This window comes from Flavobacterium keumense (genome assembly GCF_029866485.1).
Taxonomy (GTDB): Bacteria; Bacteroidota; Bacteroidia; order Flavobacteriales; family Flavobacteriaceae; genus Flavobacterium; species Flavobacterium keumense.
This window is the reverse complement of record NZ_CP092332.1, coordinates 1,496,769-1,514,422: the sequence shown is the minus strand read 5'-3', so window position 1 is coordinate 1,514,422 and position 17,654 is coordinate 1,496,769. Positions and strand designations below refer to the sequence as shown.

The following is a 17,654-nucleotide window of genomic DNA, read 5'->3' as shown; positions in this document are numbered from 1 at the left end:
CTATGTTTAAAATTAGGCTATTAACTGACGAAGACTACCCTACTCTTGTTGAGTATTGGAAGTTTTGGCGCTTTCCGGCACCAAAAAAAGAGTACTTACCTGACGAAGGTCGCGGAGGTATAATGGTATATAAAGACGGTATTAATATTTGTGCTGGATATTTATTCTTTACCAATTCTAAAATGGCCTGGATGGAGTTTATAGTTTCTAATCCAGAATACAAAGAAAAAGACCGTAAAGAGGCTATTTGCTTTTTAATTAACGAGCTAAATTATATTGCCAAGTCAAAAGGTTTCGAAATAATTTTTACATCTGTGAAGAATCAAAACCTTATAAATAGGTTTAAAGAATGTGGGTATGTTATTGGAAGTGAAAATACTAAAGAGTTAATGATTAAACTATAAATTTTTTCTATTATATTTGTAATTATAAATAGATTTTTATTATGGCAGCAGTAACATCGGCAATTATTGGAGGGATTGGAGTAGGATTAAGTGCTTATCAAGCGATTGATGGGGCTAATAGATCTAGAAAGGCTAAAAACGAGTTAAGCGATTATGAGAGACAAACTCTTGATAATGCTTACAAAGATATTCAAATAAGTACAATGGGTTCTGACTTGTTACGTGAAGAAAACGCGCGTACATCGGCTAATTTAATTGACGCTACACAATTAGGCGGAATTAGAGGGGTTATTGGGGGGATTCCTAAAATTGTAGGTACCACAAATCAAATAAACCAGCAAGCAGCCCAAATGCTTGACGGTCAAGTTCAAAAAAGAGATTATGCTATAGCTCAAGATAACGCTAGGATTGAAGGAATTACAGAAAATAGAGATATTGCCAACATAGCCGGATTATCTTCTCAAGTTGAGACAGGAAGACAAGATATGTGGAATGGATTTAGCTCTGCTTTATCTTCTGCTGCATATTTGGGCAGAGGGCTTGAAAAAATACAAGATAAAGGGAAAGGAAAAGGATGGGTTTCTCCAAGCTGGACTCCAGAAAAAGGTATTGATTGGGAATTTAAAACCCCTAGATTTTAATAAATATCGGTAATGGCAAACGCAAGTAACGCATACGCAACAATAAGCCCAATAAAAGCAAATATTGGAGAAACAATTCAAGGAATTGAGAAGATGGATTTTGCCTATCGTGAAGAGCAAAGACAAATTGATGCTTTAGATCAGGCCAGAAAAGATAAAGAACAAGCAGACCTCGAAAGAAGATTTAAAGAATCTAAACTTAGTTACTCCTTAACTGGATATTCTAATCATGACGAGCCATTAATTGCTTTTGTAGATGGGCCAGGGGGATTAGCCGAACAAGTAATGGAGTTAGATAAGCAGATGCAAGCAAACCCGAGCGACGTTAGCTTAAAAGTTAAACAAAATAACATTAAAAAATCAATCGAAAGAATAAATTATTTAAGACAAGGGGTTATTGCCAAAGGAGCTGAATTAGCCAAAGGACTTCAAGACGGAACTTTAAGTCCCTATTTAAATGGCACGTATGCCCAAGATTATAATAAGCTGATTGGAGAAATTAAATACGATTATGTGCTTGACGATAGTGGAAATGTAAAAGTTAGATTTAACGGAGGCTCATTTGATAGAGATGGTGATGGAATACCCGATGAATTTAGCTTAGAAGATTTAAATAATCCTGAAAAAATAGGGAGCTTCAAAAAAACATTTAACGAGAATGCATGGCTAACATCTACTAAATCTAGATACGGAAAATTAGAAAAGAAATACAATCCAGACGGAACATATATTACGGTTGAAACAAATGGCTTTGATCCCAAAAAAATACCAAGTTTATCTAATGAAATAAATGATTTATTAGGAGAAAACTACTCTACAATGACAGATGCCGCTAAGTCGTATATAGCAGATACGTTAAAGCTAGACCCTAAAAGATTTAATGAAACTACTTTTAATGATTTAAAAAATAAACTAAAAGATAAATTGTTAAATTCTTATGACACTAAAGACTTTTCAACTAAAAACTATCAAGATGAAAATTCAGACTTAGATAGAGCTCAAAGGAATAATCAATTTAATAGAAGATTAAATTTTGAAAAAAGTAAAATTAAAAAAGGAGTTTCAATAGGCGAAATAATAAATACTGGGATTATTAAAGGCGGGAAAGATGCAAAATTTAATGGTGCTTCGGATGGAAGTTTAGTCTATAATATTCCTGATGGGGGTGTAAATTTTTCACCTTCTAAAACTGTTAATGAGGTTATTACAGATATTTATGTCAATCCAAAAACAAAAGAAGTTGTCATGTCGGGAACTAAGTATTATACTGATGATATGGGAGCAAAGAAAGAAAAACAAATTACAATAAGCTCAAATAAAGACCAAAATAAAATAGGTAAATACATGATGTTAATGACTGATGATAATGGAAATCCTTTTAAAAGCCCAAAAGCATTTAAGAAAGCATTACTGAATAGAGTAAACATAAAACAGTCTTCTTCATCTTCTCAGATTCAATTTGACCAATATGGCAATATAATAGAATAAAAAAAAAAAAATATGTTACAGCCAAATATGTTAAAAAAACTGAATGAAAATGCTATGAAAATGGCAGAATCAGGAAGTAGCAAGGAGGATATAATTGCGATGAAAGACGCTTTTATAGAAAAATTTGGAACACAAGATACAGTAAAAAAAAAAGACGATTCCGTTTCTACTTCTCAAAAAGAAAATGGGGATTTGGCACCAGGAAATGGTTCTTTGGGTACAAACGAAAATAATGGTATGGCTACCCTTAAAAAAGGCTATGATTTAAATATTTCTTCAAACGAACCAAAATATTCAGAAAAGAAACCTGTAAAAATATTACAGCTAAAAAACAAACTTTTAAATACAAAAGTTACTCCAGAAAATATGGACGAAATTAACGCTGCTACTAATGAAATTTCAGCGTTACAAAAAAAACAAACTCAAAATGCTATTGCCATTAAAAAGCAAGAAGATTTACAAAAAGACCCTAACTTTTTAAGTAAGTATCAAGACTTTATGAGCAAAACATCAACTGTTACGGATGATGATGTTTTAAGAGCAAAAGATGAACTAAATAGTGAGATTGACAACAACGAATGGACCGACGTGTTGAGAGAAGGCGCGAAAAAAGCAGTAAACAATGTTGTCGATTTTGCTAATACCCCAATGAAATTTATTAATTCTTTAGGCGGAGATCTACCTACAATTCCATTAATTGAAGCGAAAAAACCACTTGAAAAGAACCTAAAACAAGCTGACGAATATTTCTTACGATTAAAAAAGGACGCAATTAAGAATAATAAATCTATTCCTAAAGTAACTCAAGAAGACCGTTTAGAAAAAGCAAAGGAGTTCTTTATTAAGGAAAAAACTGATTCTTATCTAGCTTCAAGACAAAAAGACTATCTACAAGAACAAGATGATATTGATGGAGGAGTTTTACAAAGTAAATTTGCTGATTTTGAAAAAGGTAAATTGGCTTCTATTGATGAGAAAGAAAAAATTCTTTTAAACAAACAAGCAGTACAAGAGGTAACTCATACTAGATTACAAACAGAAATAGAAAATCTCCAAGAGCAAGCTAAAAAAATAGGTGTTACAGATGAATTAAAACAATCATTTAACGAGAAAGTAGCGCTGTTAAAACAAGTTGAATCAGAAGGATTACAGACCATAAACGAATACGTAAACAACCGAAATAACATTGGAAACGTAACGGATAACCTTGATATTTTTAAAAGAAACTACAGCCTGTGGGGAAACCTTTCTGGAAACATAGCCGTAGCAAGTACTGATTTGATTAGCGGCGCATTTGGCGCGTTAGATTATGGCGCTAAAGCAATTAGTAAAGCAACTGGTTTAAAGTCAGGAGGTTTATTTGAAGACGCTTCTAAAGACACGAAAATGTTGTCTGAAAAAATTGCTTCCGAAATAGAAAAACCAATTTCTGTAGAAAACATTAATAGCCTTTCTGACTTTGGCGATTGGTTAATGAATGATGTTGGGGCCAAACAAATACCAATTTTAGCGTTAATTTCAACTGGAACTGCTGGAATTGCAGGTATCGGAGCGACCGCATTAGGATCGAAATTTGAAGATATGCGTGGCGAGGTTCAAAGAGGAGAAAAAAAATATTCAACTACCGAAATGTTACTTCATCCTCTTGGATATGGATTAGCAGAAACAGCAAGTGCGGCCGTAGATTTAATGGTACTTAAAAATGCTGGAAGGGTTATTTCAAGTGCTACTGATTTAGAAAGAAGAGAGATAGCAAAAGGAATGTGGAATAGAGCAAAGAACTATCTTGGAGCTTCAATTGAAGGCGGGGTAACTGAGACTTTAGATGAAACAGGAACACAGGGTATTGAAAACATAATTGATGGAAAGCCTTTTACTGAAGGAATGATTGATGCTGGTGCTGCCGGTGGGGCTATGGGATTTATTATTCCATTTATTGCTGCTAATTATAAGCAAACAATCAAACCATTTACAACAGATAATAAAATTCAAGAAGCAAGCGCTAAGGCATTAAAACTACAAGCCCAATTAGATAATCCGAAATTAGATTCTGATACAAAATTGATTATCCAGGAGAATTTAGACAAGGCAAAAACCGAAGTAGAATCGTTAATTAAAAAATCAGTTAAGGATATTTCTGTTCTATCTAATGATCAATTTAAAGAAATTGTAAGTATAGAAAAAACACAAGCTGAAATTAAAAGTAAAGCTGAAAAAATCAAATTTGACGATAATTTAGAAGATGATTTGAAGAATCAAATTATAGCCAACCTAAAGACAGAATTTGATACTACCGAACAGAGAAGAATAGATTTATTACAACGAGGCGCATCGGCAGAAATTGGGCGACTAGCCCCAGAAGAACAAATCCGTTTAAAAGATTTGGCACAACGTAAATTAATGAAAGAACTAAATCCTGACGGGACTAAAAATATTTCATTAAATGATGAGCAAATTAGTAAAGAAGCAGTTGCTATTTTTAAAGAAGAAAAAGTTGTAAATAATGAAAATAATCCTAAATTTGTAAGTGATGAGCAACAAACCAAAATATCTAACTCCGGCACACCAGAAGAACTCGGAAGCGGCAATGAAATATATAGCCGAGAGCAAGAAGCGCTCAATAGATTGGGAGAAAGAACTAGAGCGGATGAAGAAAAACTCCAAAGACCCCTCACCCGATTTGAAATAGAAGATCTTCAAAAAGAAGAAGCCTTAAAGTTTGCTAAAGAAAAAGATTTATGGGTTAAAGATTTTTACTCTCTTGGAACTCCGACAAATATCGGAGGAAATGAAAATACAATTGTTTACAATAAAAAGGAGCAAACACTATACAAATCAAATAATTTATCGAACCATCAAAATACTCTTTCGTCATTCTTTGAAGGACTAGAGGGACATAACTCTATATTTCCAGAAACACAATACGAATTAGTTGGATTTACAGGAATTGATAAAGGCAAAGATAAGACACCGTATATTGAGCCTATTTTAAAACAAGACTTTGTTTTAAACGCAGATCAAGCTACACAGGAAGATATTGATAACCACATGGCTTCTATTGGCTTTGAGAAAGTAAATGATCATACATTTAAAAATGAACAATACACTGTATCCGATTTAAGGCCTAGAAATGTTTTAAAAGATGCTAATGGCACCATTTATGTAATTGACGATATTGTTAAAAAGAACAAGCCTAATGAAGCGGAAGCGAGCCAAAATATTCCGGACAAAAGTAATATTCAAACTAAAACCATAACTTCTTCAAAAGTAAAAAATCCAAAAACAGGAGAATCCACTGCCTTTGATGTTGATATAGAGAATGGAATTGTAACAGGTATTCGCAACTCAAAAACCGGTAAGCCGATTGAGGAATTTGTAGAAGCTACTTATAAAAGTAAAGACAAAAAAACCGGAAAAATTATTACTAAAACAAAACTTCGAAAAAACGGTAACTGGGCATCAATTGAATCAGAAGCACTTGGTTTAGAAACCGAAAATGAAGTAAACAAAAAGAATAAAGAAATATTAACTAACTTTACTCCTAGTAATGAATATGAAGCGGCATTACATGCGCTAGCTACAGGATCTAAAATTTCTTATGAATCATTATCATCAGAAGCTGGAAATACAGATAGCAAATGGGCTACTAATCAATCAGCTAAAGAAACATTGCCATCAGTTGAAAAACTCTCTGAACAAATTTGGCAAAGTTCTGAAACAGAATTAGACCAACAAGAGATTAGAAACCAATTGATTGATATTATTAATTCATTTGGAAGCACTAAAGAAGTTCAGCAGGCAGTAATTAACATTGGTAATGAAAATAAAATAAAGCTGCAAGAAGAAGAAATGCGTGTTTTCTTAGGTTCATTAACCGAAAAAGAATTTGCGCAATATGAAGCTATAAAAGCAGAAGATGATTATATAAGTGAATTAACCGATGAGGAAGCTATGGCGTATTTTGAAAAAGAATACGAATCAAAAACAGAAGAATATTATGAAAAACGAGGACAATCAAAAACCAATGAGCCGAGCGGAACGATTGAAAGCAATAGCGTTCAAGAACGTTCTGGAGAAAAAGAAACAACAAGAGGAAAAGAGCGACAAGGAGAAGAAATAAACACAGAACAGGCTTCTACTCAAGATAGAAAATCTACTCTTATTACCGAAAGAATAAAGCCTGAAAAAAAACAATCTAAAAACACTCCAAAAAAACTACCGCAAATAATTAAAGATGCTGCAAAAGGCTTAAAGGCAACTTTAATTTATGGTAAATCTTCCCGCGCAAGATCTTTAGGAACTTACAACTCTACAAATGCCCTAACGAGAATAACAAGAGCAGGAGATATTGATACCGTTTCTCATGAATTAGGTCATTTCATAGACGATAAATTTAACTTGCTTGGAACTATTCCGTCTACGGATATTGCTGCTACAAAAAATGAATTGAGATGGTTTTACGACAGAGGAGGTTCAAATCCACCAAGTCGTTTGTCTAGTGATAGAAAGAAAATATATTTAGAAAGAGAAGGTTTAGCTGAATTTACAAGAGCTTACATTGTAAATTCAAATCAAGCAAAGTTAATGGCTCCAAAATTATTTGAACATTTTGAAAATACTGTTCCTAAAGATGCCTTAGCTGTAATTAAACAACTTTCTGATGATTATTTAGACTACTCAAACGCTTCGTATGGAGAACAAATTATTGCAAATATTGAAGATAGTGACCTACCTGATAAAAATGGCTTTAAAGAATGGCTTAATTCATTTAAGAAAGAAGACGGACAGTTTTCGTTAACGCCATTTGATAGATTAAATTCTCACATGTTTAATTCCATGGTTAATGCGGAAAAAGCATTTAGGTTTGTATTAGACAAAGCTGACATTAAAAACATATCTCCAAAAAACAATTTTGAAATATTGCATAGAGTATTTGCTGGAATAAACGGAAAAACAAATGCGATACTATCCAATGGGCTTACCGATGGAAAGAATAACGTCTTAAAAGACAAAAATGGAAATCCAATGACTATTGATTGGCTATTAGAAGGCTTAGATAGCACTTCTGAAAAAACAATTAAAGAAGACATGGATGACGTTATAAAGTTGCTTGTTGCTGAAAGAACTATTGAATATGCTAATAAATTTGGAAGATTAGATAATCTTACAGGAATTGGCGCCGGTGTTAATTCGGATATTGATGTGGCTCAAGGATTTTTAAACGACTTTGAATCTTTAAAACAAACCAACAAAGAAAAGTATTCAAGAATAAAAGAGGCTTCAAAACGATACCGTGATTATGCTGATGCAGGATTGAAATATGCGGTAGATAAAGGCAGAATATCAAAAGAATCGTACGAAACAATAAAGCAAAACAACCAATACTATGTTTCTTTAGCGCGAGTAAATGAAAATGCTCCAATGGAAGAAGAGGTGCCTATTTTTAACGAAATGGCTGGCGGTATTGCTTCGGTTAAGGACATCATCAAAAAAGCAAAAGGAGGAACTAAATTTATCCAAAATCCTTACTTGTCTTTATTGCAAAATACTGTAAATATCATCAAAGAAAGTGATAGAAATGAAGTATTGCGTTCCTTTGTTGAGCCTATGATCAATTTAAGAGAGATGGGAGATGGAACTCCTATCGATTTTTCTCAAATTGCAAGGCCTTCTAAGGCGGGTGATAAAAATTCCAAAACAATATACATTAATGGAGAAGCTCAAAAATGGCAATTCTCTCAGGATGTATTTGATAGTTTGACCAGTTTAGAATCTTTATCAGATAACACGCTTGCTTGGTCACTTGTTTGGTGGTTATCCATACCTGCTAATATTATCCGATTTACAGTTACTAATTTCCCTGTTTTTGCTCTTAGAAATTCCGTTAGAGATACTCAATCAAGATTAATAGTAAGTAGAACTAATGGAACGTTTAAAGACTTAATTCATAATGCCGAAGATAAAGAACTGTTTGAAATTTACGGGGGTAGTCAGGCTGGGTATTATTTAATTAACAAGAATTCTTATAAAGAAAAACTAAGAAGTACTGTAAAAGAAATAACAGCAAACGGAGGTCTTGTGTTGGACCCTAGAAATTTACGAACCAACTATAAAAAAGCACTAGAAAAAGGAGAAAACTTAAACAGAATTGCAGAGTTTAAGTCGGCTTATAAAAAAGCGAAAAAAGAAGGTTTAGACGATTACGATGCTGGATTGTATGCGGCATATCAAGCAAGAGACTTAATGGATTTTGCAGTAGCCGGGCACACTATTAGAACGCTTAATAAATTTATCCCTTTCTTAAATGCAGGAATACAAGGTTTGGTTAGAACTAAAAAATCAGCTACAGAAGACCCTTCTGGATTTATGTACAGAACGGCTATTTATACCGTATTACCTACTATTGCCTTCAGACTATTTGTTAGCGCAATGGGAGATGATGACGAATATGAAGAGCTACCTGCCTACCAAAGAGATTTGTTTTACAACTTTAAATTACCAAATTCTAATTATTGGATAAGTATTCCTAAATCCTTTGAACAAGGTATTATATCTGCTGGAGTAGATAGAAGCATAAGCAAATACAAAGGTTACGACACTGCTTTTGAAGGGTTTGGAGGTACTTTATCTAAATTATTAATACCTGTTGAGGAAAGTCAAATTTTGGGTGGACTAAAGCCTATTTTTGAAGTAAGCACCAATTATAATATGTTTACTGATAGGCCAATCATTCCTCAGTTTGAAGCTGGAAAAATGATAGAGCTTAGAAAAGGAGCTAAAGATGCTTCTAGGTTAGGTATAGCCATACAGGAAGGATTGAAAAAAGGAGGCTTAGAAGTAGATCCTAGAAATGTAGATCATATTATCAAAAGTTATGGTACTTATTTTGGTGACTTAGCGTTAAGTATTAGTGATTTAGGAAGAGAAGATAGTAAGTATAAATTTGATATTAAAAAGACTGGTTTTGCAAGAGATATACCAATCAGTAATTCTGTTTCTGTAAATTCAGTTTATAAGCTAACTGCAGAATTAGGTAAATGGCAAGATAAAAGAGTAAAAATATTGAGAGCAAAAATTGAGAATTTTTATAATGAAGATGATACCGCAAAGAGAAAGGAAATATCAAAAGACATTTATTTATATGCTAGGGAATTAAGGAAAAATCTAGAAGCGGAGAAACAAATACAAAAAGAAAAAGCCACTAGTAATTAGTGGCTTTTTTGTATTAGAATTAAAAAATGGCGGTTTGCATTAACTAAATTGTATTTATTGCCCCCAATAAATTGCAAACCGCCGTTAAGATCCCAAATCTTACTTTCAAAGATAATAAATAATTTTTAGATTATTTATCCATTTTTCTTTTCAGAAACGTCTTTTCTAATTTCCTGTGCAATGTTTTTAATGTCTTGCGCATTCTTTCTTAGGCGTGTCCCGGCTGATTTATTTCCTTTCAGATAAAAATCATTTCCGTTTGTTCTTGCTTCGGCTACTAAAGCCTCTAGTTGTTCTACTAAATTCATAATGTAAATATTTAATTCTGCCCCTACTCTATTAGCTTTTCAGGTTCCGCTTTTATTGTTATAATTTAAGTTTTGAAATAATTGCCGCTAACACTCCAACACAAATGGAATTTCCTGCTTGTTTATAGGCCTGCGAATCTGAAACGTTCCATTTGAAATCTTCGTTAAAGTCCATCAAACGAAAACACTCAAGTGGGGTTAATCGTCGTATTCTTTGTTGAGTAAAAATTCCTTGATTACACTGCGTATCTAAAGTTTGACTTACTTTTTTACCAACTCGACCTCGTCTAGTTTTTGAACTCGGAACGCTGAAATTTATAGAATCTTCTTCTTCTGCTTCATCAAAGCCTTTTGAAGTATTTGCTCCTATTTTTACAAATTGGTCTGTATTTCCACCACCGACAGAGGATGTCGTAATTGTTCCAGAAATATCTTTTTCATGGCGACTTATTACTTTTCCCTTTGCATCACGAGTGTAGCCTAAAATACTTAGTTCATTTACTTTTATAACAGGCTGTCCACTACCATCTTCTCTTGCTCGTGCAGGTATAGTTGGACAATTATTGTCTTCAGTTGCTCTAAATCCTTTTCCGTCTTCGTGGGTTCTCCATGTACCTATTTTTAAATAAGTGTCACTTTGCCTTGAACCATATTTTGTTGTTAATGAATTAGCGTGAGTATCTTCTTCTGATTGTGGCTTAAATCCAAATCCATTACCTTGTCCTTTATGATACTCTAAATGTTTTTGAAAATAATCTAATGTTTTTTCTCCTAAAAAATACTTTTTGTCAACCTCACTTTCAAGCACATCTTTCAATCTTTTTTCTAATGGAATTGGTTTCGGGAACTGAAAGTTGTTATCTTCATCATCGCGAATACCAATAATAAAAATACGTTCTCTGTTTTGAGGTATTCCGTAATTTTTTGCATTTAAAACTTGAAAGTAAATGTGATAAGGAACTGAATCTTCAATTGGAAAGAACGTATGGACTCCATTGACCGACCCCCCCCCTAGATAATTAATCCATTCCTGAAATGTTCTACCATAAGCTGCTTTTGGATCGACTTTATCGTGCGATAAAAGCCCTTTTACATTCTCAAAAATGAAATATCTAGGTTTATTTTGTTGAATAAATTCTAATGAATTAAAGAACAAAATACCTCGTTTATCTTCTTTTCCTAAACGTTTGCCGGCTAAAGAGAATGATTGACAAGGCGGGGAAGTCATATAAATATCGAGGCTTTGTTTAGGAATTTCACGATCATAAACGTCAGTTGGAAAATCCTTTGGAGCTCCATAATTTAATTCAAATGTTTGCCTTGCGTATTTATCCATATCACAAGCAAATAATTCATCGTATGGTATTTTTAGTCTTCGCAATGCTTGATTAAAAGCTCCTACACCGCTAAAATCAGAACCTACTTTTATCATTTCAGTATTGTATTAATAGTTTTTTCAATTGCTTTTGGGTTTTTATTGTAGGCTTCAATCACCATTGTTAGGTTTTTACATTCCCAAATTGGCACGGATGCGATTGCTTTTAAAAAGTTATCATAAACAGCATAAACTTCAGAAGTACTATCTTCAATTTTGTTAAAGAACTCATCATAATCTTTTTCAGTTTTTATAAGCTCTGGAAGCAATTGATTAATTCTATGTTTTAAGCCTCTTTTGTAATAAGGCGTATGTTTTATTGCTTCGTTATGATTTAAAGCGATCTGATTAGCTATGATAGCGTGAGTGATTTTATTTGTTACGTTCATTAGAATTCGATTTTATTAAGTTGAGATTGTTTTGTTTCGAAGTGAAAAACAACTTCTTGATTGAGTTGGTTTAAATCCATCTTTTTAATTTCTTCTAATCGATTGTTTAGCTTTACAAGTTCGTATGATAGCTTTACAACACTTTTAGAAGGACAATAGGGCATAAAATTGACTAAGTCATTTATTTGCTTTTCTATTCTGTTTCGTTGAGATATTGCCTTCACTATTTCGTTATTTTTTTTAATTCAAACTCAATATCAATACTGGTTGAAATTAATTTGTCGAAGTACTCTTTAAGGACTATTTTTTTTGTCCTAACAATTATTTTGCTAGAATTACCTTGAAGCACCTGTTCAATATCTCTTGCGATATTTTTTCTTTGAATAAAATTGGATGATGCTTTTTTAATCTCTAATTCTTGCTCAAGTTCTTTTTTAGCTTGTTCTTTCTTACTATTGTAGTATAATTCTAATTTCGGAGTGTTTGCGCCGATAATCAAGCCCATATCCAATAGTTCGTCAAAAATATGAGCACATGGCTCCGTGATATTTTTTGTTTGCTTATACTCGATAAAAACACGTTTTATACCATTGTGGATGATTTCATTTTTTTGAGATTCGGAAATTGCCATTAATTGCGGTGCATTACGATTTTCTGAAATATTATGGTATGTTTTATTTTCTGCTTTCCAAACCCGATATTTTTTAATTACTTCTGAAAAATATTCCGTGCCAAATAGTTGATAGTGGTTTGATTTAGTAGGGTATTCATTATACCTTTCTAATTCAAATGCTTTGTATATTTCTTCTAAAGAAATATCTGAGCATCTAGTCTTAACATATCGCAATAAATCGTACTTGGTTGCCATGTCAATTTCTCCATTTATTCCTGCTAATGCCGCTATTTTAGTAACCATCAACCCTACTACATTGGCAAAGTTTATTTCTGTGATACGGTTGCGTATTTTCTTAAAATTATATGCAGACTGTAAAAATCCAACTACTGGAGATTCTGTTGATTTTACAATATCATTCAAGGTTTCCCCAGCCAGTTGCATTAGATTTGACTGTATCTGCGCTTTGTCTGCCGAGTAATGGTTGTTGTCTTCCATCTTTGTTTTGATTTAAGTTACTATTTGATGTTTTTTCCCAAGTTCGAACCGCCGCTTTCCAGTCTTTCATTTTTGTCTTTCCAATTAACCAGCCTTTAGATTGGTAGAAGTCATAAAATCTTTCCGCATCTACATTATTTTCTCTTATTAAGCAGTATTCTTTAATTTCGGTTATAGTTGGAGGTGTAAATACAACTCTTGGTGCTTTTGTCTTTTTAGCTTCTTCTCTGGTGTTAATCTCGAGTATTTTATCTTTTATTAACTGACGTGTCATTTGCTTTGGACTATCTAACCAATCATACAGTTCTTTTAATAATTTATTCATGCGTGATAAGTATTTTAGATTATAAAATTAAAAATAATATGTGTTTTATATGTGTTTTAATCACATAAAACACATATTATCAAGTACAAAAAAGCGATATGCTAAAAAGGTAAATCATCTTTTTCAAGCTCGTTAAATTCAGCAACCGAAGTATTACTCGGTAATGATGGATTTAAACCAAACGGACTATCTTTTGGAGCTTGTGGGTATTCTTGCGGATTGGCTTGGGTTTGCGTGTTGTTTACACTTTCATTATTTGGAACCATAATTTTCCAACAAATAATTGTGTTAAAATACTTTTCCTCACCTTGCGGGCTCGTCCACATTCTGCCTCGTAAGTTCAGACTACATGTTACCTCTTGTCCTTCTGTGAAACTATCAATAATGTCAACTCTATCTTGATGTAGTTCAAGTAGTATTGACTGTGGATATTGATCGTTAGTTTCAATTACGAACTCTCTTTTTACAAAATTAGCCGATACTTGTTGCGTTGGCTTGATTAATTTTATTACTCCTGTGATTTCCATGGTATTTTTTATTAGTTTTTAATGAATGTTCCGTCTACAGTTTTACCTGTTCTATCTTTGATTTCATTCCAAGCGATGTTTGCGCACTCTGTTAAGTCGTGATTTAATTTTATAGATAAATCATTTAAAACCGATAATTCACAATATAAAAAGTCAGTCAAACATGAAATGTTATTTAAATAATCATAATGATCAACAATAGTGGTTTCTATTTCATTAAAATCAAACTCTAATTCTGATTCCATTTGTTTATTTAAAATAACTAATACCACAAAAATATCTCCGATAGCATCTTTTTGAAGCTCTACATCTTTTTTCAGAATTGCACTAGCTAACTCCCCACATTCTTCAATTAATTTTAATTTTTGTTTTGAAGCGCATTCTGGTAAGTGAATGTTTTTTTCTGTTGCCCACTGAATAATTAATGGTTCTAATTCTTTTAATGTTTTCATCATTACTTTTTATTAATTAAATTCAATTCTTCTTGTTCTCGTTTTAGCAACCATTCTTTAGCCATTATAGAACGTCTTTTCATGTGTTCAATATCTGAATCTTCCAACGTTACAGGAAAGCGTTTTGCTCGCATGTGACTTGGTATATCAAAACTCCATATTGGAGTTACTAAATCATACCCGGGTGCATCTTGTTTAAATTTTGCCATATCGAATATGTGGTTACGTTCTAATTGACTAGCCGCTTCAATCCATCTGTCTTCGGTTTCGTCTGGCATTCCCACACTATACCAAAGTGATTTCTTTTCAGCATCAATACGATGCGCTGGAGAATTGACTAAAGCATAACATAACTCTCCATTTGTTTTTCCTGTTAACCATAAATAAGCCTTTATTTGCCAAGAATACAAAGAGGTTAATTCTGCTTTTTTGAACGTATCATATTCAAAATTACTTTTAATGTCGCGAAGCAATTCATCTGTAATATTATCCGGCGTGCCATGTACAAAACCATTGTCGAAATATTCATCATTCTTCCAATAAGAAGTTCCGTCTACTTTTGAATATAAATCCAAAGAATCTTCCTCATTTATATTACCTTTTTCAAGGTATTTATTGAAAATTAGTTTTCTACGCCCCCAAAAAACATGATTGAATATTTCTTCTAGTTTTGTAATTGCTCCGGTTGGCAATTCGTCAATTCCTTTTTTCTTGCGATTTAGTTCGTCGACAGAAGATTGCTTTGTATCGGTCCACTTTGTTGCTCTACCATTAGCATTTTTACCTGTTTGTTTTTCTTCAAGTAATTCAGCAAGTTTAGTTTCGTCTTCTTTAGTGAATTTTTCAGGCAAGCCGGTCATTAAATGACCTATTTGGGAAGCTCTTGGCTTCCAGTTTTCAAATAGTGATTTCATGTTGTTATTTTTTAATTTGTTCATCTTCTTCTTCAAACTCATTAAATACCTTGTCAATAATTGTATTTAGATATTTTGAATTAATTTTTTCTTCTGGAGCACCTCTTAAAATTTCGATAATTTTAGAAAAATAAGCGATGTCAACGCCTATTAATTGTTCTTCTAAAACTTCTGGGTTTCTTAGGTTTAATTCTGAAATCTGAAACATTATTTTAAGAATTTCACCCGCATGGATTTTCCAGCCTCTTAATAAGAATTTTTTCATTCTAATAATTGAGGTTAACGGATAAAGACTTCCTTGGTATTTTAATTCTTTTGTGAGTGTAGATTCCAATGCTTTTATATTGGTAACTAACCCATCTTCAAAAGTGAAGTAGTTTGTTGCGTGAATGAAATCAAAGTTTTTATGAATTTCTTCTGCTGTTCCGCTAAATCTTAAAACAATTTGAACATCATCTGTTAGCGATATGGCATTTTGAGATAAGAAAACAACTCTATATTTTTCGTCACTTTCATCTAATTTGAATCTTTCACCAAAACTTGATATGTTTAACTTTACCTGGTCTGGTTTTAGATTTTTATATCTAACAACCATTTCTGATTGATTATCATCAAGGCTTGACATCATTTGATCAATATTCCTGTCAGTATCTTCAAATTCAGCAAAATATTCTCTTAGATATTGTTCTCTTAGTCTTCCATCAAGAACCCTATTTGGAACATAATAATTTGCTAATTTTAACAAAACATTTATGTCTTTAATATAAATATCAAAATCATTAACCGTATCATTTAAAAACATTGAAGTAATACATCCGCCAGAAACAAGTAGGTTTTTTTTAACATCTTCTCTTAGTTTTAAATCTATAATTGTTTCAAGCCATTCATTTAATTTGCTTGAAACTACTTTGTTTATTGTTTTTACTTGCATTACTCAATAATTTTAGGGTTATACTCCGGGGAGATCTTGTTGTGAATGTGTCTGATTGCATTTTTTGCATTTAATGCAGGGATGTAAAGACAGTCTTGTTTGATGATTACTTTTTTATTAGGCTTGCTATTTCCTACATAAATAGTTTTTGGATCTTCAAGCACAAGTTTTTTTATTGTGTTTTCTCTAAAATTAAATTCAAAAAGAGATTGATTTCCTTTTAAAGATTTACTTGATAAAAATTGTGGCTTTTTTTGATGTTGTGCCGGAATCTCGTGCCGGATTTCATCTTGTTGTAGTTGATGTGTTTCTTTCATGACTACTTCCATTCTTTAGTTTTGGCATTAAACGCGTCTAATTCTTTTTTTAGTTTTGCAAGATCATAAGGCCTCATTTGTTTTAATCTACCAATCATTAAAGAACCTAATTGTCTTACCATTTCATCTGCTTTATTTAATGTGTTTTTAGCATCATTAATAGCCTGTTGTGCTTCTGTAAAATTCATAACTACTTCGTTTCTTTATGAAAATAAACAAGATAATAGTACATTCCTTTTTCTTCATCATAGCCTTTCTCAATTACTTTTTCCGCAACTTCTGGGTTGGTAATGTTGATTCTGATCTGTACATTAGTGTCAAGATTAATTACTGATTTAATCTTTCTTCTTGCGTCTGAAACTGCTGAGTTTGAGATAGGAAACGTACTTAAATCTTCAATGCTATATTTGGCACCTTTATCTACTTTGAAATTTTTAAATTCAGCAATTAAATCAGGGTTGTCGATTACTTCGTTAAAGAAGTTGCTTTCTTCAAATTGGTCGTTTTTAGCGAAGTGGTTTACTGCTTTATTCATAAACATTACCTCTTCTTTTTTATCTTCGGCCGGAAGGACTACTTCTCTGGCAAAATCTTGGCAAAATTTCAAGTATTTTTTAGTGTTGAAATTTTCATCATGGAACGCATCAACTGACAAGAAGTGCTCAAGCCAATATCTTGCGTCATATCGATTAGAATCAATTGTTAGCACTTTGTACCCGTCTTCTTTCTTATGATTAAAAATAAGCGCTCCCTTGTCGATTTTTTCAAGTAGAATCCCTTGTTCCAATAACATTTCTAAGTGACTACCGTTTTCTTGAATTTGAATGAAGTCTTTTTTAATTTCAGACTTAAAAATTCCAACCGCGTCCGTAATGATATTATCTATTGAAACATTAGTAAAGTACACTACATAAACTTCACCATTTTTAATGTGTGGGTGGTTTGATTGCTCGAATAGGTGTTCTGTGATTCTTTTAGAAACTAAGTGTAAGGCTTCTGGGTTTCCTTTGTAGTGAAAACAATCATTTATTAATGAAAATAAAGTATTGTACTCTAAATCAACTTCGTGAGCGAATTGAAAATAATTTTCTTCTTTTTCACGGAATGGTTTAAGAAAAAATTCTTTTAACAACGGAGTAATTTCGTCATTTAGTTTGTAAGGAGAATCGGAAAGCACCATGCTTTCATTTCTGCTCTTATTCCCTATTTTATGTAGAGACAGTGTCTCAATTTGAGCATTAAATAAATTTATCATAATTT

At 32.5% G+C, this 17,654-nt stretch carries 16 protein-coding genes; 4 read left to right on the top strand and 12 right to left on the bottom strand.

Translation table 11 applies throughout. The features are described 5' to 3' along the window. The first annotated feature begins 2 nt into the window (after nucleotides 1-2). The 4 genes from MG292_RS06690 to MG292_RS06675 are packed head-to-tail and all read left to right on the top strand — an operon-like array spanning nucleotide 3 to nucleotide 9,745. Nucleotides 3-404: a hypothetical protein gene (locus MG292_RS06690; RefSeq protein ID WP_264533485.1), complete on the top strand. Its 402-nt coding sequence runs from the start codon at nucleotides 3-5 to the stop codon at nucleotides 402-404. Between the two features lie 41 nt (nucleotides 405-445). Beyond that, entirely contained in the window at nucleotides 446-1,045 is a 600-nt protein-coding gene (locus MG292_RS06685; protein WP_264533486.1) for a hypothetical protein, read from the top strand. A gap of 12 nt (nucleotides 1,046-1,057) precedes the next feature. After that, nucleotides 1,058-2,533 carry a hypothetical protein gene (locus MG292_RS06680; RefSeq protein WP_264533487.1) on the top strand — a complete coding sequence of 492 codons (1,476 nt, stop codon included), beginning with the start codon at nucleotides 1,058-1,060 and terminating at the stop codon, nucleotides 2,531-2,533. Between the two features lie 27 nt (nucleotides 2,534-2,560). Beyond that, nucleotides 2,561-9,745, top strand: coding sequence for an LPD38 domain-containing protein (locus tag MG292_RS06675; protein ID WP_264533488.1), 7,185 nt, complete (start codon nucleotides 2,561-2,563; stop codon nucleotides 9,743-9,745). A gap of 134 nt (nucleotides 9,746-9,879) precedes the next feature. Here MG292_RS06675 and MG292_RS06670 read toward each other — a convergent pair whose 3' ends face one another. The 12 genes from MG292_RS06670 to MG292_RS06615 form a co-directional block, all read right to left on the bottom strand. Next, nucleotides 9,880-10,053, bottom strand: coding sequence for a histone H1 (locus tag MG292_RS06670; RefSeq protein WP_264533489.1), 174 nt, complete (start codon nucleotides 10,051-10,053; stop codon nucleotides 9,880-9,882). A 58-nt stretch (nucleotides 10,054-10,111) separates the two neighbouring features. Continuing rightward, a complete protein-coding gene (dcm, locus tag MG292_RS06665) occupies nucleotides 10,112-11,485 on the bottom strand; it encodes a DNA (cytosine-5-)-methyltransferase (protein ID WP_264533490.1) in 1,374 nt (457 codons plus the stop codon). Next, entirely contained in the window at nucleotides 11,482-11,817 is a 336-nt protein-coding gene (locus tag MG292_RS06660; protein WP_264533491.1) for a hypothetical protein, read from the bottom strand. Before MG292_RS06660 ends, dcm begins: the two co-directional genes overlap by 4 nt. 223 nt (nucleotides 11,818-12,040) lie before the next feature. After that, entirely contained in the window at nucleotides 12,041-12,928 is an 888-nt protein-coding gene (locus MG292_RS06655) for a hypothetical protein (protein ID WP_264533492.1), read from the bottom strand. After that, entirely contained in the window at nucleotides 12,846-13,253 is a 408-nt protein-coding gene (locus MG292_RS06650; RefSeq protein WP_264533493.1) for a hypothetical protein, read from the bottom strand. Before MG292_RS06650 ends, MG292_RS06655 begins: the two co-directional genes overlap by 83 nt. 101 nt (nucleotides 13,254-13,354) lie before the next feature. Further along, nucleotides 13,355-13,780 carry a DUF3127 domain-containing protein gene (locus MG292_RS06645; protein WP_264533494.1) on the bottom strand — a complete coding sequence of 142 codons (426 nt, stop codon included), beginning with the start codon at nucleotides 13,778-13,780 and terminating at the stop codon, nucleotides 13,355-13,357. 11 nt (nucleotides 13,781-13,791) lie between these two features. Next, nucleotides 13,792-14,235 (bottom strand): MazG-like family protein, encoded by a 444-nt coding sequence (locus MG292_RS06640; RefSeq protein ID WP_264533495.1) that lies wholly within the window; start codon nucleotides 14,233-14,235, stop codon nucleotides 13,792-13,794. Next, complete coding sequence (locus tag MG292_RS06635) at nucleotides 14,235-15,146, bottom strand: hypothetical protein (RefSeq protein WP_264533496.1); 912 nt, start codon at nucleotides 15,144-15,146, stop codon at nucleotides 14,235-14,237. The genes MG292_RS06640 and MG292_RS06635 overlap by 1 nt, the downstream gene beginning before the upstream one ends. Nucleotides 15,147-15,150: 4 nt before the next feature. After that, nucleotides 15,151-16,077 carry a Gabija anti-defense Gad2 family protein gene (locus tag MG292_RS06630; protein ID WP_264533497.1) on the bottom strand — a complete coding sequence of 309 codons (927 nt, stop codon included), beginning with the start codon at nucleotides 16,075-16,077 and terminating at the stop codon, nucleotides 15,151-15,153. Continuing rightward, a complete protein-coding gene (locus tag MG292_RS06625; protein WP_264533498.1) occupies nucleotides 16,077-16,406 on the bottom strand; it encodes a hypothetical protein in 330 nt (109 codons plus the stop codon). Before MG292_RS06625 ends, MG292_RS06630 begins: the two co-directional genes overlap by 1 nt. After that, nucleotides 16,397-16,582, bottom strand: a complete 186-nt coding sequence (locus MG292_RS06620; protein ID WP_264533499.1) for a hypothetical protein — start codon at nucleotides 16,580-16,582, stop codon at nucleotides 16,397-16,399. Before MG292_RS06620 ends, MG292_RS06625 begins: the two co-directional genes overlap by 10 nt. 2 nt (nucleotides 16,583-16,584) lie before the next feature. After that, a complete protein-coding gene (locus MG292_RS06615; protein ID WP_264533500.1) occupies nucleotides 16,585-17,649 on the bottom strand; it encodes a nucleoid-associated protein in 1,065 nt (354 codons plus the stop codon). Nucleotides 17,650-17,654: the final 5 nt, after the last annotated feature.

Bases quoted from the DNA above. Each gene is read 5' to 3' on its own strand.
- MG292_RS06690 (WP_264533485.1), top strand. From the start codon at position 3: ATGTTTAAAATTAGGCTATTAACTGACGAAGACTACCCTACTCTTGTT.
- MG292_RS06680 (WP_264533487.1), top strand. From the start codon at position 1,058: ATGGCAAACGCAAGTAACGCATACGCAACAATAAGCCCAATAAAAGCA.
- MG292_RS06685 (WP_264533486.1), top strand. From the start codon at position 446: ATGGCAGCAGTAACATCGGCAATTATTGGAGGGATTGGAGTAGGATTA.
- MG292_RS06615 (WP_264533500.1), bottom strand. From the start codon at position 17,649: ATGATAAATTTATTTAATGCTCAAATTGAGACACTGTCTCTACATAAA.
- MG292_RS06620 (WP_264533499.1), bottom strand. From the start codon at position 16,582: ATGAATTTTACAGAAGCACAACAGGCTATTAATGATGCTAAAAACACA.
- MG292_RS06635 (WP_264533496.1), bottom strand. From the start codon at position 15,146: ATGAAATCACTATTTGAAAACTGGAAGCCAAGAGCTTCCCAAATAGGT.
- dcm (WP_264533490.1), bottom strand. From the start codon at position 11,485: ATGATAAAAGTAGGTTCTGATTTTAGCGGTGTAGGAGCTTTTAATCAA.
- MG292_RS06670 (WP_264533489.1), bottom strand. From the start codon at position 10,053: ATGAATTTAGTAGAACAACTAGAGGCTTTAGTAGCCGAAGCAAGAACA.
- MG292_RS06660 (WP_264533491.1), bottom strand. From the start codon at position 11,817: ATGAACGTAACAAATAAAATCACTCACGCTATCATAGCTAATCAGATC.
- MG292_RS06640 (WP_264533495.1), bottom strand. From the start codon at position 14,235: ATGATGAAAACATTAAAAGAATTAGAACCATTAATTATTCAGTGGGCA.
- MG292_RS06645 (WP_264533494.1), bottom strand. From the start codon at position 13,780: ATGGAAATCACAGGAGTAATAAAATTAATCAAGCCAACGCAACAAGTA.
- MG292_RS06675 (WP_264533488.1), top strand. From the start codon at position 2,561: ATGTTAAAAAAACTGAATGAAAATGCTATGAAAATGGCAGAATCAGGA.
- MG292_RS06625 (WP_264533498.1), bottom strand. From the start codon at position 16,406: ATGGAAGTAGTCATGAAAGAAACACATCAACTACAACAAGATGAAATC.
- MG292_RS06650 (WP_264533493.1), bottom strand. From the start codon at position 13,253: ATGAATAAATTATTAAAAGAACTGTATGATTGGTTAGATAGTCCAAAG.
- MG292_RS06655 (WP_264533492.1), bottom strand. From the start codon at position 12,928: ATGGAAGACAACAACCATTACTCGGCAGACAAAGCGCAGATACAGTCA.
- MG292_RS06630 (WP_264533497.1), bottom strand. From the start codon at position 16,077: ATGCAAGTAAAAACAATAAACAAAGTAGTTTCAAGCAAATTAAATGAA.